Source organism: Sphingomonas sp. ABOLH, assembly GCF_003951715.1.
Lineage (GTDB): Bacteria > Pseudomonadota > Alphaproteobacteria > Sphingomonadales > Sphingomonadaceae > Sphingomonas > Sphingomonas hankookensis_A.
On sequence record NZ_QQWV01000015.1, the window covers coordinates 21,714 to 37,576 of the forward strand.

The window sequence follows — 15,863 nt, forward strand, 5'->3', positions numbered from 1 at the left end:
AGTTCCGGCAGTGATTGGAAGGCGAGCTTTCGTCATTGGGTCGAGCGGCTAAACTTCCACCGCGCTTGCCATTCGGGCCCACATGCTTGATCCTGCGACAAATCCGGACGCAGGGGTGGGTTATGACAGAAAGGATGGCCAAGCTCGACAGGCTATTGGCGCTTGTCCACGCTTTGTCGGAGACCCCTGAAGGGCTGACGCTCGACGAGATGGCGGTTCGGCTTGGCGTTAATCGGCGCACCGCCGAACGGATGCGCGACATCATCGCGCGGCACTTCGACTTGGAAGAGCTTGCCGACGATCGCCGCAAGCGTTTCCTGATCCGTGACAGTCTTCGCCGTGTCTACACTCGGCCGACCGCTGCAGAGGTCGCAGCGCTGCAGGCCGAGGTCGATGGCCGCACGCTGGCCGGGCAGGCCGTGCGGGCGGAGCAGCTCGCCAGCCTGCTCGCCAAGGTGAAGGGTGCGCTTGACGGGCGCGAGAAGCGACGGCTCGATCCTGATCTGGATGCGCTCGCCCGGTTGCAGCGGACGATGGTGACCGCAGGGCCGATCGCGACCGTTGCGCCGGAAACCGTAACCGTCATCCAGAGCGCCATCCTCGCCGGCCGCTGCGTGGAGTTCCACTACGCGACCGAGGAGCGACCCGAGCCGCGCTGGCGGCGGGTGATCCCATATGGCCTCGTTCACGGCCCGCTGACGTACCTGCTCGGCAAGATGCCGGGGCGCGACGATCAGCCGGTTTATTTCCGTCTCGACCGGATGACCCAGGCGATGATCAGCGAGACGCTCGGCTGCGCGCCGCACGACTGGGACATCGACGCCTGGCTGGCCGAGAGCTTCGCGGTGTGGCGTGACGAGAAGCACGACGTGGTATTGCGTGTGCCGTCGTCATCCGCGGCCCGCTCGCGAGGTTGGCGTTTCCATCGCCTTCAGCAGATCGAGGAATTGACCGATGGTGGTCTGTGCATCCGGTTCACCACCGGCGGCATGCGCGAACTCGCCGAGCATCTGTTCACATGGGGCGGCGAGTTGGTGATCGAAGGGCCGGACGCCCTTGTCGAAGTGATGCGCGAACGCATCGACGCGGCAGCGACGATGTTACCGGGAACCAATCCGCGACCGATTTTGTCGCAACAGCCGACGACAGGTGCGGCATGACGATTCGCCTTTCCACCTTCCTGCCCGGCGTGCCGGAGGATCTGGTCCGCGCCGCCTTGGCCAAGGCGGGCGGCAACGAGATCAACAGCGGCAAGCTCGACAGCCCGGAGAGCAGCGCGGCGCTGGCTGTCAACGCGTTCGGCTGGTTTCTGGAACGGCCCGCTGACCTGCCGCCATTCCCGCCGCTCGCCAATCTCGACTGGCCGGCGGTCCGCGTCGATGTCGAGCGGCAGATGCGCTTTCCGTGGCGCGGTGGGCGGCATCCTTGGCTCGACGCGGCGATCGAAACCGCGACGCATCTGATCGGCGTCGAGTCCAAGCGGTTCGAGCCATTCCGTGACGCCAAGTCGATCAACTTGTCCGACGCCTATGACCGCGATGTCTGGGGCGAGCGGATGGCGCCGTTCACGGCTATGCGCGACCGTCTGCGCACCGGCGATGCTCGCTATGTCCACCTCGATGCCGCGCAGCTGGTCAAGCACGCCTTCGGCCTGGTCACGGAAGGGCGCCGGCTGGGGAAGATGCCGGTGCTACTATACCTCTATGTCGAACCGACGCATCGCGGCACCGCCGCCGTTCCGGCCACCGCGATCGAGCGGCATCGCGCTGAGATCGCCGACTTCGCCACCGCGGTCGCGGGCGCCGAGGTGCGGTTCGCCGCCTGTTCATGGCGTGAATGGCTTGCCGGCTGGACCGGCGACACCCTCAATCACGCCGACGCGCTGATCGAGCGCTTTCAACCGTAAGAAAGATGGCGATGACACAGCCGATCATGCCGCTCGCGTCATATTCCGCTTACCGGCGTCACTGCGCCGCTCAGGGATATTGTGACCCCTTCATCCCGTTCGTTGGCGACGAATATGGCGCCAATGAAGGTGTAAAGTTCGCATATTGTGGCGGCGCCGCTTGGTGGGCGGAGGAGCATGATCTTATCGAAGATGATGCGGAGGCGCTTGAACGTGGGGCCAAGCTCACCCGTGAGTTTGTCGCTGACGGCATGTACAACGCGCCTTACTGGCGCCTTTTCTGGAAGATTGCCGGCATTGTTCCCGGGCTGGCCGGCCAGCCAGACGACGTTCTGCTCAACCGGTTCGCGTGGACAAATATATCGAAGACGGGAGTCGTAGGGCAGAGTTCGCCTCCAGATAATGATGAACATCTGCGGCAGCTGGATATCGAACAGTTCAACTACGAATTGAATATCCTCCAGCCAGAACTTTTGGTCTGCGTCTCTGGTTCGCTAGTGCCTTCGACAGCCTACGCTTTATTCGACGATCCTGAGTGGCAGGTAGTCGAGGGCATTCAGCCGCTGACGGCGTCCACTTGGATACGCCGGTCCAAAAGCGGCAGTTGGCTCCTTTGGACAATGCACCCCGCTTACAAGCCTCGCGCGTGGTTCGACTCGGTTCTCGCTGATGTTCAGGTCGTGCTCGACGCGATTGCAGATTAACGGGCCAACGCATGATACAGAACGATGATCTCGGCGTCGTGGCGACCGGTGTCGGTCAAATAGCGTTCTATCGCGAATTTGACCCAGAAACTCCGCTGCTGTCGATCAGCTTCTGTCGAGATGGATTTTGGACCTTACCTTCGTCACTCGTTGCGGAATGCGCCGCGCTTGCTCGCGCGGCAAACTGCCGCCTTGGGGTTTATGGATCGTCTCCGGCAGACGAGCGACCCGCATCGATCTCGATCGTGTATCAGACGGGCGAGTATATTGACGACTATCGTCTGACGGCTGTGGGAAACGCGCCAGAAGCGCAAAGCCGTTTCATATGCATAGTCGGGAACACCACCACAGCCGAGCCCCAAGGGTTGTCCGGTTGCTTCCTGGCAGCAGACTGGACCGCTGCGTTGGCGCCAATGCGGTTGTTCGTTCAGGCTCCCGGGCTGATCGGTATCGATATGGCCGATCCCATTCGCGCGATGTCTCATCGGGTAACGCGGTGCGAGACGTGGCGCCTCGGCGAAGCCCCCTCCGCGCACGCAGCAGAAAGTGAACACGTCTGGCTCGGCTTCAGCAACCGGCTTCTTCTGACCGAGGTCGATGAAGCTGCGCGGGCGGTGGCGGCGGCCTTGCCTGATCGAGTGACACTCGGCTTTCACGCCGGGTTGGACACGACACCAACCCTTCAGGTTGATGCGATGCTTTCTGCACCATTCGGCGCGGGCCAGAAAAATAGGGAGAACGAGGAATGATCGATCGCCCGCGCCGCTTCGGCCTTTCCAAGTCGAAGATCACGATGTTCGAGCAATGCCCCAAGCGGCTGTGGCTGTCGGTGCATCGTCGGGATTTGGCCGAGCAGGACGACGGTGCCGAAGCGCGCTTCGCCACCGGGCACGAGGTCGGGGCGATCGCCTGCGCATTGCTGCCGCACGGCGTGATGGTCGAGGCCGAACCGGACCTCGCGGCAGCGCTCGCAAAGACGCAGGCGCTGCTCCACAACGGCCATGACCAGCCGATCTTCGAGGCGACGCTCCAGCACGACGGCGTCCTCGTGCGGATCGATGTGCTGGAGCCGGACGGCGCCGGTGGGTGGCACATGGCCGAGGTCAAGAGTTCGACCAAGGCCAAGGACTATCATGTCGGTGACCTCGCCACCCAACTGTGGGTCGCGCGCAACGCCGGCGTGCCGATCAGCAGTGCGGCGATTCGGCATATCGACAGCAGCTTTGTGCTTGAACACGAGGGCGATTTCGATGGCCTGTTCGCCGACACCGATCTGATGGCGGCGGCCGAGCCGGTCATTGCGAGCCGGGGCGAAACTGTCGCCGCAGCGCGGGCAGCGCTGGCCGGTGCCGAACCGGAAACTGCTCCCGGCGCCCACTGTGATGCGCCGTTCCCGTGCGAGTTCGCCGGTTATTGCCACGCGGCGCTGCCTGCCGGGCCGGAGTGGCCGGTGACATTGCTGCCGCACGGCGGCGGCAAGCGGTGGGTCGAGCAGGGCATCGTCGATCTGCTGGCCGTCGATCCCGCCGCGCTGACCAACGCCGTCCACGCGCGGGTCCACCACGCCACAGTGTCGGGCGAGGTCTATCACGATGTCGAGGGCGCCCGCGCGGCGATGGCCGGCTGGGCATTCCCGCGCACTTGGCTCGATTTCGAGACGATCGGCTTCGCCGTTCCGCGCTGGATCGGCACGCGCCCGTATCAGCAGGTACCGTTCCAGTTCTCGGCTCATGTCGAGGCTGCTGACGGCGCCATCACTCACCACGAGTTCCTGAGCCTCGACGGGACCGATCCCCGTCGCGCCTGCGCCGAGGCACTGATCGCAATGGTGCCGGCTACGGGCGCGGTCATCGGCTACAATGCCAGCTTCGAAAAGGGGCGCATCCTCGAACTGGCCGCCGCCTTTCCCGACCTCGCCGACGCGCTGACCGCGATGGCGGCGCGCGTCGTCGACCTGCTGCCGGTCACCCGCGCCAACTGGTATCACCGTGATCAGCGCGGCAGCTGGTCTATCAAGGCCGTACTGCCGACGATCGCCGCCGAGATGGACTATGCCGCGCTCGAGGTGAAGGACGGTGGCAGCGCGCAGGAGGCTTACGCCGAGGCGATCGCGGCGAGTTGCACGGCCGAACGCCGGCTGGCGCTGGACGCCGCACTGCGCGCTTATTGCGGTCGCGATACCGAGGCGATGATCGTGCTGGCTCGAAAATTGTCAGGAGCGTTATGAGCCAAATTCCTATTACTGATGCTCAGTTCGAGGCGGCCGTTAAAACGGTGACGGCGTGGGATGAGGCTGAGCTCGCCAAAAAGCGAAAGCAATTGAAGGCGACGAATGCCCGAGGGTATTATGTTTCCCTTCACGCACGACGGCTCAGCCTGAAACTCGTTATCAAAGCTGCTTACGAGGCAGCCGAAATTAAGTGGGACGGCCTGCAATCACGGGTTGTGTTCGACCGCTTCAAGCATCTTCGCGATGGTTTCGTGCTCCTCCACGAGCCGAAAGCGCGGGTTCTCACGCGGACCCAATTGAGCAAGGAAGAGGAACTTGAGAGAGAGTATATCGAACGGCTGAAGCGCAACGGTCAGGCGGCTTTCCGCACCGCACTGCTGCGACTCAATCCCGTCTGCAGCCTTACCAACTGCGGTGCGGTCGCATCACTCGAAGCTGCGCACGTCATGCCTTTCGCCGCTGGCGGGAGCGATGCGACCGACAACGGCATGTTGTTGAGGGCTGACCTTCATCGGCTTTTCGATCTGGGGTTCATTGCGATTTCACCGAAAAGCGGCTGCATCTGGCTGCATAAAACATGTGAAGAGGATTATTCCAATCTCTTCAATTTTAAACTTGATAAGCGGCGCAGACAGACGTGGCGGGATGCGCTGCTGATGCGCTGGACTAAAAGACGGAAGTAGGGCCTGAACATGAAAGAATCCGAGTTCAAGTCGTGGATGGAGGCGCAGGACTACTCCCGCAACACGATCAATACGCAGATGAGCAAGATCAGGAAGCTCGACCGTATTTTCGGTGATCTCGATCAGCTGCATGCGGATGGAAGGCTTGACGAGCTGGAGGCTAGGCTGAAGGCTGGCGACAACCTGCCTGAAGATATCGGCAACGACGGCGAGCGGGGACACCTGCCCACAAGCCTGAGATATTATCGCCGTTTCCTCGAAGGTGGCAGCGTATCCGCCCGCGATCGTGGCCATGCCGAGTTGATCGCGCGCCTTACCGCAGCGGATATCGAGGCGACTATGGACGATTGCGACGCCGTCGGCATTGATGATTTCCTGCGCCGTCACGGATACATCCGGCCATCGAATTGGGTGATCCGTCCTTCGAACGGCCAGCGTTACCCGGCGAAAGCAATTGTGGGGATCGCTGTCGGCAAGCTCGCCGGCGAAACGCCCAAGACCGCGAGCGAATTTTTCGGCGGCTTTGGCGAAAGCCAGTCTTACGCCCGCCTGAAAGCGCTCGGGTATACGATCGTCGGCCGGGAAGATGCGGGTGCAAAAACTTCGGGCGCGAGCCTTGGGCTGACCGCCCAGGACATACTCGACGCCATCGCCCGATGCGACGCCGCCGGTTCGGTCGAAGCGTTCATCGCCGCTCATGACGGGCTGGGGCCGCCCGCCAAGTTCTGGCTGCTTCACCGTGGCAAGCGCTATCCCAGCAAGGCGATCGTCCGCGACGCGCTCGCGCACACCGGCAGCGAGGCATTGCCTGGCGGCGCGCAGTGCAAGGCCGCGCTCGACGCTCTCGGCTTTGTCGTAATGGACTGGCCGGCGTTTAAGGCGCTGCGCGACACCTTCCTATCCCGCATGGCAGGGTTCGAGGACTTTCGTCGGCAGGACGGCGATTACTGGGCCACCGAACGCCGCTACAAGGACCAGACGATCGACAAGGTTCGGGCGCTCGCCGCATTGGACGCCGATGATCGCACCGTCGGCGAGCAGATCTATCGTGCGCTCAGTGTCGACGTGCAGGGCCTGCCGCTCAGCTGGCGCACGCTCGACGAGGTGCAGAAGGCCGACGCCTCGCTGCGCGACCGCTTCTTCGAGATCGTCGCACGGCTGGCGCGCAGCGACGACGATCCGCTCAGCACGATCGTCGATGGCGCCCGCGCGCTCGAGCAGCTGAAAGCGGACGGCATCGTCGGCCTGCGCCGCGGCGAGGTGCTGGCGATCACGATCAGCGTCGTCGGGACCATACACCCGGAGGCGGCGAGCTGGTTCAAGGTCAGCCGCATCGAGGCGATGGGCCAGCGCCTGTTCGGCCGCAAGCTGTTCGCCCACCAGCAGTTCGAACCGACCGATCTAGACGAATATCTCCACCTGCTGCGGGCGCTGTTCGCGCTGTTCGGGGAGGAGCTCGGCTGGAACCCGCTCGACCTGCTCGACGTGCAGGGCTTCGTCTGGGTAGCGCTGGAAGAAAAGTGGGACGGCGAGGAGGCGCCGCCGCCTGCCGCGCCCCTCGACGAGGCGGAGGCTGGCGTGTTGCAGGACGGCCCCTATTGGTTCGTCGGCGCATCCTATGGCCGCCGCGACGATCAGGTCGAACGCTTCCTGGCCGAGGGTATCTGGGACATCGATAGTCCCAGCGATCGCAACCGCGAGCAGGTATTGCGGATGGAGCCGGGCGAGCGGATCGCGATCAAGGCGACCTATGTCCGCAAGAACGGTCTGCCGTTCGACGGGCGCGGTCGGTCGGTGTCGGTCATGTCGATCAAGGCGATCGGCACGATCACGGCCAATGCCGGTGACGGCGAGCGCGTGTCCGTCGACTGGCAGGCCGGGTACAGCCCACGCGAATGGTATCACTACACCTATCAGCCGACGATCTGGGAGGTGTATCCGACCAACGAGATGGCGCAGCGGCTGATCCGCTTCGCCTTCATGGACGAGCCGCAGGATTATGACTGGTTCCTGCGCAACATGTCGCATTGGGGCGGGTTGCCCGCCGAAGAAGCGCCCGCGCCGGACCCGGTGAAGCGCTCGCCGCTTAACCTCATCCTCTACGGGCCGCCGGGCACGGGCAAAACCTATCGCACGATGGCCGAGGCGGTGCGTTTGTGCCGCGGGCTGGCCGAGAACGACCCCCTGCTGACCGACGTCGAGCGCCGGCAGGAGCTGCGCAAGGTGTATGAGGAACTGAAGGGCCAGGGGCAGATCGGCTTCGTCACCTTCCACCAGAATTACGCCTATGAGGATTTCGTCGAAGGCCTGCGCCCACAACCGCTGGCGGACGGCGTCGGCTTCACGCTCCAGGCCAAGCCCGGCATCCTGCGACAGATGGCCGAGGCGGCCGAGGCCAGCGCCGAGGAGCACGTCCTTGTCATAGACGAAATCAACCGCGCCAACATCTCCAAGGTGTTCGGCGAGCTCATCACGCTGATCGAGCCGGACAAAAGGCTGGGCATGGACGAGGGGATGCGGCTGACCTTGCCTTACAGCGAAGCGCGGTTCGGCGTGCCGGCGAATTTGCACATCATCGGCACGATGAACACCGCCGACCGCTCGATCGCGCTGCTCGACACCGCGCTGCGCCGCCGGTTCGAGTTCCGCGAGCTGATGCCGGATGCCAGCTTGCTCAAGCCGGTCGACGGCATCGACATCGCCGGCCTGCTCGCCACGATCAACGAGCGGATCGAGTATCTGTTCGACCGCGAACATCAGATCGGCCACGCCTATTTCATCCGCTGCGCGACCCGCGGCGACGTCGACGAGGTGATGCGCCACAAGGTCATCCCGCTGCTCGCGGAATACTTCTACGAGGACTGGGCCAAGGTGGCGGCGGTACTCGGCGATGGTGACGATGGCGAGAGCGACCGCGAAGGCCGCTTCATCGACCGCCGCCGGCTCAAAGCGCCCAAGGGGCTGGGCGGAGATGAGGATGCCGCGCCACGCTATCGGTGGCATGTGCGCGACACCTTCTCTTACGACGGTTTCGCCGCCGCGTGATCCGCCGCACGATCCTCGAATGGGAAACCATCCGCTACGGCGAGGCGGGCAACGAAATGCCGATGGCCGCTGCCGATCGGATCGCGGCGGTCGCGGCAGCCTCGCCGCTCGCTGGCCGCGGTGGTGGCGGCGTCCTGGAGCATGGCCGCAAGGGGCTGCGCGCGCGGGGCGTGGTCGGCGTCATCGCGGCGCAGGGCTGTGCGCTCGAAATCCTGCCCAAGATCGATGTGGCCGGCGGGAGTGATGCCGAGACGACGGGCAACATCCGCCAGCGGCTCGTCCACATGCTGGCCGTTGCACTCGACCTAAAAATCGACGCGGGCCAGGTCACCGCGCTCAACTGGCAGCGCGAGACGCTGCTCGAAATCCTCATTCGCCTGTTCTCGGAGAAATTGATCGATGCGGTGCGTCAGGGATTGCCACGCCGCTATGTCGAGGAGGCGGACGACTTGCCGACGCTTCGGGGCCGGCTGAACGTGACGCGTCAATTCACCGCACTGGCGGTCGAGCCGTCGCGGCTGGCGTGCCGCTTCGACGCGCTGACCCCGGACATCGCGCTCAATCGCATAATGAAGGCCGCGGTCACGCGTTTGTCGCGGATCGCCCGCACGACCGACAATCAGCGGCGGCTGCGCGAACTGGCCTTCGCCTACGCCGATATCGCCGACGTCCCGGTATCAGCATTGCGGTGGGATCAGGTCACGCTTGATCGCACCAACGCCCGCTGGCGGGAGCTGTACAATCTCGCACGCCTGCTGCTCGGCCAACGCTTCCAGACCACGTCTGTCGGCGGCGGCGACGGCTTCTCCCTGCTGTTCGAGATGAACACGTTGTTCGAGGAATATGTCGCCCGGATGCTCAAGCGGGCACTTGCCGACACCGACCTTCGCGTCGTCAGCCAGGGCGGGCGGCTCTATTGTCTCGAGACCGACGATCGGCGCGGCCTCTTCCAGACACGGCCGGATATCCTGATCAAAAGTGATTCCAAGGTCGTGCAGATCATCGACACAAAGTGGAAGCGCATTGTTGATTTGAGACAAGGTGCTAGCCAGGCCGATGTCTATCAGATGATGTCATACGGCCATCTTTACGCGTGTGATCGTCTGCTTCTCCTATACCCTCATCATGTCGCTGTAGGCCGCGATGAGGGAATTCAGGAAAGTTACAGCGTGGCACAGAGCGTCCGGCGTCTCGGGTTCGCTACGCTCAATGTCGCAGTCGACGGGCATGTTCGGGAGCGGTTGCGTGCGATAACACAGGCGTTCGGCGACGAAATGCCGGCGATCACGAAGTGATCGCCGGCAATGAAACTCGACGACCCGCGAAAATCAGGAGGTACTGCCTCCTTCCCCAGCATTATCGAGCGCACCACGCTTTTCGACGCTGAGGGTCGAAAGCAAGTCAACGCTCCCCTCGGCGACGAGATCGGTCTGTGCAGTTCGAGTCGGCTGGGGCGACGCCATAACAGTGGCCTCTGGCAGCACTTGCTTTGCCGCGGTGCTCGCCACCGCCGTCGCGACCAGTTCGGCCAACTTCTCGACAACTGCAGGATCGTTCAACGACGTGCCGGTGCTCTGGATTTCGAAGATCCGCTGCTCCAGCTTCTCGATCTTGCTCGCCTGATCCGTGTTAATCGACCGCGCTTCCATCAGCTTCTGCTCGAGATGATCGATCTGTCGGCTTGCCGCTTTCAGAGCTGCGTCGCGCTCGTCCACCATCGTCAGCAGATCGTTTCGATCACCCCGCAGGCTATCATTGTCATCCTGCAGATCCCGCGTCCGAAAGCCGGCGACGTGTGTCGCCTCGGCCGAAATTTCGGTGCCAACGGCGACCAGGACGGCTTCGAGCATCTCGCGATGCTTGTCCTGCACGACGAACGGCGGCAGGTGCGTTTGCACGCGTCGCCGATGCTTCCATTCGTCGAACAGGCGATAGAAGGTTGGGTTGGCCTTCTTTCGTCCCATGCGCGTCGCGATCATGTTGGCGTTGACCTTCTTCAGGTCGCTGCCCTTCTCCAGCAGAACTTCGTCTGCGGTTTTATCGAACTCTTCCTGTTCGACCCATTCGTCCTTTGTTGCCATCGAAGCCTCGCTCGGCTCGCCCGCAGGTTCGCACCTTTCACATCTTCGCAGCCTTCTCAGGTTTCTCAGGCTGCGGCGTTCGCGCGGGCGCAATTGCTGTTTGCCGCGCCGGCTGGGCACGGCAGAGCTTGCGCTATCGAGGGATGCTACGGGGCCGCCCAGCGGGAAGGCGGCGCCACTAAGGCTCGTTCGAATGCGGAGGTTCCTTTATCGCGTCGACGAAAAAAGGCGGCACCCGGGCACAACGCTCGCAAGAGTGCTGCGATAAATAACATCACGCTCGAGATGAGACGTCGAGCGGTGAGCGACCCGTGGCGCTTGTCGACGATGACGACGAGCGCATCGCTGATCGCGCGCAAGACCTTGCCCAGCATGATCAGCAGGCCATTCGACAGCGCGCGCCGACCGTTCGCCGCAGTGGCGCTTAAGGTATTCGGGACAGGCAGGACACGCTCCATGACACCATTGTAGGACAAGGCAGCCATCGTGGCGAGGTGAAACAGGAATTCGGTGCCGCTCTGGAAGCAGTTCTCGTTGAGATTGCAGGCATTCTATGGTCAGTTTGGAGTCAGAGGGGAAGCATTTGGCCACGTATCTTCCGGTCCAGGGACACTATCACGCGCACCGGCTTACCATCGCCGGCAATGGCGAAGATGCCTTTACGCAGTCGCTCACATCGGCGCGGGTCGAGATGAACCCGCATCAAGTCGATGCGGCGCTATTCGCGCTTAAGTCGCCGTTCGCCAAGGGCGTGCTGCTGGCCGACGAGGTCGGGCTCGGCAAGACGATCGAAGCGGGGCTCGTGATGTCGCAGCGCTGGGCCGAGCGGCGGCGGCGCGTATTGCTCGTTGTCCCTGCGTCGCTGCGCAAGCAATGGCAGCAGGAGCTGTTCGAGAAGTTCTCGATTCGCGCAGTGATCCTCGATGCCAAGACCTATGGCGACCAGCGTCGCTCGGGCATCGCGCGGCCGTTCGAGGCGAAGGACGCCGTCGTCATCGTCAGCTACGAATTCGCCGCCCGCAAGGCGGACGACGTCCGCGCCATCGCCTGGGATCTGGTCGTGTTCGACGAAGCCCATCGGCTTCGCAACGTCCACAAGAAGGGCTCGAAGCGCGCCAAGGTATTGAAGGATGCAGTCGAGGGCCGCTTCAAGATCCTGTTGACCGCCACGCCGCTGCAGAACTCGCTGACGGAACTCTACGGCATCGTGTCGATGATCGACGAGATGCATTTCGGCGGCGAGAGTGCTTTCAAGGCGCAGTATATGGGCGCCAACGCTACGCCCGCGTCGCAGGAAATCTTGCGTGAGCGGTTGAAAACCATATGCCACCGGACTCTGCGCCGCCAGGTCCAAGAGGCGGGTCACATCAACTTCCGCCAGCGCCACGCCGTCACGTTTCAGTTCGAGCCGCACGACATTGAGACTGACCTGTACGAGCAACTGTCTGAGTATCTGCAGAACCCGGACACCATCGCTTACGGGAGCCGCACCAACGCGCTGGTGATCTTGCAGGCGCGTAAGAGCCTAGGCTCATCGACCGCCGCCGTCGCCGGCTATCTCGACACCCTGCTCGAACGACTCCGTCGCAAAGAACGCGCCTCGGCAGAGATGACCGACGACTTCGAGGACAGCTTCGAGGAGGAAAAGGAGTCGCTGGACGACGAGGACGGCGAAACCGAGGAGCCGATCGATCCGGTCAAGCTCGCCGCCGAGATCGCCCACGTCGAGTCGATGCGCGACATCGCTCGCGGTATCGGCGTCAACGGCAAGGGCGAAAAGCTGATCGCCAATCTCCCCGCCGTGTTGGACGAGATCGAGGCGAAGGGCGGGCAGCGCAAGGCGGTGATCTTCACCGAATCGGTGCGGACTCAGCGCTACATCAACCAGCTGCTCGCCGAAAACGGCTATGCCGGCCGGATCGTGCTGATGAACGGGTCGAACAACGACCCGGAAAGCCGCGTGATTTACGATGCGTGGAAGGCGAAGCACGCCGGCACCGACCGCATATCGGGTTCAAAAACCGCCGATATGAAGGCGGCCATAGTGGAGGCGTTCCGGGGCGACGAGAAGACGATCCTGATCGCCACCGAGAGCGGCGCCGAGGGCATCAACCTTCAGTTCTGCTCGCTGTTGATCAACTACGACCTGCCGTGGAATCCGCAGCGTGTGGAGCAGCGTATCGGTCGCTGCCATCGATATGGTCAGTTGGTTGACGTCACCGTTGTCAACATGTTGAACCTTAAGAACCGCGCCGAAGCGCGAATACATGAACTACTCGAACAGAAGCTCCATCTGTTCGAAGGTGTGTTCGGCGCGTCCGACGAGGTGCTCGGTATCCTGACCGACGGCATCGATTTCGAGCGCGAGGTGCTGCGAATCGTACAATCCTGTCGTAGCGCTGAAGAGGCGGACGCCGAATTCGATATCCTGACCGCTCGAATCCAAGACAGCATCGATGCCGATATTGAGGCTGCCCGCGCCAAGGTGCTGGAAAGCATGGACAGCGATGTCGTTGCCAAGCTGCATCGACGAGAGAAGGCGCTGGCCGAAATCCTGCCTGAGTTTCAGCAGCGCCTGCTGATGGTGGCGCAGGCCGAGTTGCCGGAAGCGCGCTTCCCCTCACCGGACGCGATCTGGTTCGATTACGGCGGACAGCGCTGGACAACGCGCTGGCCGATGGCCGACGAACAGCGCTGGCAGTTCTTTCGCGTCGGCGAGGCGTTGGGGCATGAAATCGTCGAGCGGGCAAAGGCTCGCCTCGAAAACCGCGTCGAAGCCGTGGTGTTCGATCCGGCGGCGTATCCCTATCCGGGTCAGCTTGGCGGCGTCGTCGATCTCGCAGGGCGATCGGGCTGGCTGCGCGCGTTCAAGGCGGTCATGCCGGTGCCGGACGCCGAGCGCGAGGACGTGCTGATCGTCGCTGAAACTGACCAAGGTGAAGTGATCTCTGCGGGCGTCGCCGACAAAATGATGATGGCCCCCGCGCGAAGCCTTGGATCGGCCGATGTCGCGCCACCTTCAAATCGGCTCGACACACTGCGCGACGCGGAATTTGCGGCCTTCTCCAAACGCGTGACGAAAGAAAATTATGACTGGCTCCTCGAAAAAGAAGAGCAACTCGGCCGCTATGCGCGCGACCGTGAAATCGAAATCGAGGCGCATGTCGCCGCGCTCGACGCCGAGATCAAGGAACTAGAACGCGCGAAGCGCGCGCCGGGGCTTGGAATGGAGGACAAGCTCGCTCGGATGCGTGACATCCGTAAGAAGGAGACTGCGCGCGACGACCTGAAGATGTCCCAGTTCGAAACCAAGCGACAGGTCAACGCCGACATCAATCGCGCCCTCGACGACCTCGCCGCGCTGCTCGACCAGGAGCCGCGGATCGAGCAGTTATTCACGCTCCGCTGGTCGGTCGCCTGACCTATGCTCCACGGGTTCGGACAGGCACCAGTCTGCTTAGAGCTCGATCTCGACAGCTATGACGGGCCGTGGACCCATGTCGAGCGGTTCCGCGGACAATCGGGTTGGCTCGTCGTCGCCGAGGCGCAGGTCAGCACGGCGGATACCGACTGGACCACGACGCTGGTCGCCGCCTGCGATGATTACGGCGAGCCGGTGCCGTATTTCATGGCACCGAACCTGCTCGCCTGCGCCTGCTCGCACCCCCAGCCATGCCGCGAATATCCGCCGGACTTGCTCGACCACCTGCTCAATAAGGCGGCGCATGAACTTCAACTCGGCTGGCTGCGCGAGAACAACGTCGGCCTGCTGAACCTGTCGCGAGCCGGCACGGAACGGGTAGCGTCGTTGGAAGCCGCCACCCGCGCCGCGGTCGATGACGCTGATCGCAGGATCGCCGACCTTCGACGCCGTCGTCGCATGCCGGGCGTGTCGCCGCATGCCATCGACATCTTCGATGGGGCGATCACCGCCATCGAGGTCGATCGGGAAACCGCGCTCCACCGTCTCGCCGACCAGCGCGCCCAAGTCCGCCGTGCCGTCGAAGAAGAAGAGCTGGCGCTGCTCCGGCGCAGCCGCGTCCGGGTTACCTGGGAACCGCTCTACCATGTGAGCTGGACGGCCGCGGGGCGCGTCGGCGAGGACGAACTCGCTGTTCGTGACCATGTGGCGAACTCACGCCATCGCGCCGGTGCGTTCGCGCACAACGAGCGCCAGGGCCGGCATGAGGACGCGATTGCAAGAACGTCGCTGCTGATCGCCCATCCGAAACGGGTGGCAAATGAATATGCCGCTGCCACGGTCGCGGCGGCACCATCGTCATCATCGTCCGGCACAGCGTCGTCAGTCAAAGCGTCGCCCGTCGGTCGGGAGCAGAAAGACCACAGCAAGCTCATAAGGCGCGTGAAGACCCTGGCCGCGCAGGTGGATGCCCTGCACAGCAACCGGCTTCCGATCGGACGTGGGTATCTGATCCGCATGGTCGGCCTGCGCCGTGAGGTCGCAACGGCGTTATCGGTGCTCGACCTATCCGACGGAGTGACAGAGCCGGAGGGTGCTGCGCTCGCCGAAGCCGAGCGTCGGTTGTTGGGCGTCGAGACCATGCTTTCGAATAGCCCGCGTAGCCAGACTCAATCATCACAGCCGTCGAAGCCTGCCATTGCTCCTGCGGCATCCGTGCGGGCGGTGACGGCCACCGCGCCAAAGCCAGCGCCGACCGTTGTTGCGTGCGCAACGACGTCGCCCGTCATGGCAACCGTCTCCACCGCGCCGCGCACCAACGCCAAGTTGAAGTTCGAGCGTGACCTCCTTGCGCGGCAACTGGCAGAGTTGGATGCGACCGGCCGCAAATTTCTGCGCGGGTCGCCGAAGTTCGAGCGAAACCACGCCCAGCGCACCGACCTCGCCGAGCGCATCCGCGCGCTGGATGTCGAGATAACGGGGCACTGCGCCGCCGCGGTCGTTGAACCCTCTCTCGAGGACCAGCGGGCGGAATTACAGGCCGAGCTTCGTCGGCACGAGCAGCGCGGGGCTAGGTCATCGGATGGCGCCTATCGCTATCGCGAGTATCGCGATGGTCGCCTGACCTTGCTTGGCCGGATCGCCGAGATCGAGGCGCGAATCGCACGACGAGCCGCGCGCGAGAACAGGATAAGCATAGGCGGGGTCCCATCGGAGAACGAAAGGTGACACCATCTTGCCGGCGTCGGCAAAATGGTCTGCCCCTTCGGCGCGCTCGATTGAGAAGCCGGCAG

General features: G+C 63.3%; 12 protein-coding genes. 10 read left to right on the forward strand and 2 right to left on the reverse strand.

Annotated features, from left to right (window positions below):
• Window positions 1-134: 134 nt before the first annotated feature.
• The 8 genes from CA237_RS09295 to CA237_RS09330 are packed head-to-tail and all read left to right on the forward strand — an operon-like array spanning window position 135 to window position 9,863.
• On the forward strand, window positions 135-1,160 hold the full coding sequence (locus CA237_RS09295) for a WYL domain-containing transcriptional regulator (RefSeq protein WP_241215460.1): 1,026 nt from the start codon (window positions 135-137) through the stop codon (window positions 1,158-1,160).
• Window positions 1,157-1,906, forward strand: a complete 750-nt coding sequence (locus tag CA237_RS09300) for a hypothetical protein (RefSeq protein ID WP_126013857.1) — start codon at window positions 1,157-1,159, stop codon at window positions 1,904-1,906. Before CA237_RS09295 ends, CA237_RS09300 begins: the two co-directional genes overlap by 4 nt.
• 11 nt (window positions 1,907-1,917) lie before the next feature.
• Entirely contained in the window at window positions 1,918-2,610 is a 693-nt protein-coding gene (locus CA237_RS09305) for a hypothetical protein (RefSeq protein WP_126013859.1), read from the forward strand.
• 11 nt (window positions 2,611-2,621) lie between these two features.
• A complete protein-coding gene (locus CA237_RS09310) occupies window positions 2,622-3,359 on the forward strand; it encodes a hypothetical protein (RefSeq protein ID WP_126013861.1) in 738 nt (245 codons plus the stop codon).
• Window positions 3,356-4,837: a DUF2779 domain-containing protein gene (locus CA237_RS09315; RefSeq protein ID WP_241215461.1), complete on the forward strand. Its 1,482-nt coding sequence runs from the start codon at window positions 3,356-3,358 to the stop codon at window positions 4,835-4,837. The genes CA237_RS09310 and CA237_RS09315 overlap by 4 nt, the downstream gene beginning before the upstream one ends.
• On the forward strand, window positions 4,834-5,523 hold the full coding sequence (locus CA237_RS09320) for an HNH endonuclease signature motif containing protein (RefSeq protein ID WP_126013863.1): 690 nt from the start codon (window positions 4,834-4,836) through the stop codon (window positions 5,521-5,523). The genes CA237_RS09315 and CA237_RS09320 overlap by 4 nt, the downstream gene beginning before the upstream one ends.
• Window positions 5,524-5,532: 9 nt before the next feature.
• Window positions 5,533-8,568 (forward strand): AAA family ATPase, encoded by a 3,036-nt coding sequence (locus CA237_RS19885; RefSeq protein WP_206432968.1) that lies wholly within the window; start codon window positions 5,533-5,535, stop codon window positions 8,566-8,568.
• Window positions 8,565-9,863: a restriction endonuclease gene (locus CA237_RS09330; protein WP_126013865.1), complete on the forward strand. Its 1,299-nt coding sequence runs from the start codon at window positions 8,565-8,567 to the stop codon at window positions 9,861-9,863. The genes CA237_RS19885 and CA237_RS09330 overlap by 4 nt, the downstream gene beginning before the upstream one ends.
• Before the next feature lie 33 nt (window positions 9,864-9,896).
• Here the strand turns inward: CA237_RS09330 and CA237_RS09335 are convergent, their stop codons facing one another.
• Both CA237_RS09335 and CA237_RS09340 read right to left on the reverse strand, forming a co-directional pair.
• Window positions 9,897-10,649, reverse strand: coding sequence for a hypothetical protein (locus CA237_RS09335; protein ID WP_126013867.1), 753 nt, complete (start codon window positions 10,647-10,649; stop codon window positions 9,897-9,899).
• A 146-nt stretch (window positions 10,650-10,795) separates the two neighbouring features.
• The gene (locus CA237_RS09340; RefSeq protein ID WP_164523855.1) at window positions 10,796-11,107 is read right to left on the reverse strand and encodes a hypothetical protein; all 312 of its coding nucleotides are present in this window, start codon (window positions 11,105-11,107) and stop codon (window positions 10,796-10,798) included.
• A 125-nt stretch (window positions 11,108-11,232) separates the two neighbouring features.
• On the opposite strand from CA237_RS09340, the gene CA237_RS09345 reads away from it, so the two are divergent.
• Window positions 11,233-14,070 carry an SNF2-related protein gene (locus CA237_RS09345; RefSeq protein WP_241215462.1) on the forward strand — a complete coding sequence of 946 codons (2,838 nt, stop codon included), beginning with the start codon at window positions 11,233-11,235 and terminating at the stop codon, window positions 14,068-14,070.
• 3 nt (window positions 14,071-14,073) lie between these two features.
• Window positions 14,074-15,798 carry a hypothetical protein gene (locus CA237_RS09350; protein WP_126013871.1) on the forward strand — a complete coding sequence of 575 codons (1,725 nt, stop codon included), beginning with the start codon at window positions 14,074-14,076 and terminating at the stop codon, window positions 15,796-15,798.
• The last annotated feature ends 65 nt before the right edge of the window (window positions 15,799-15,863 follow it).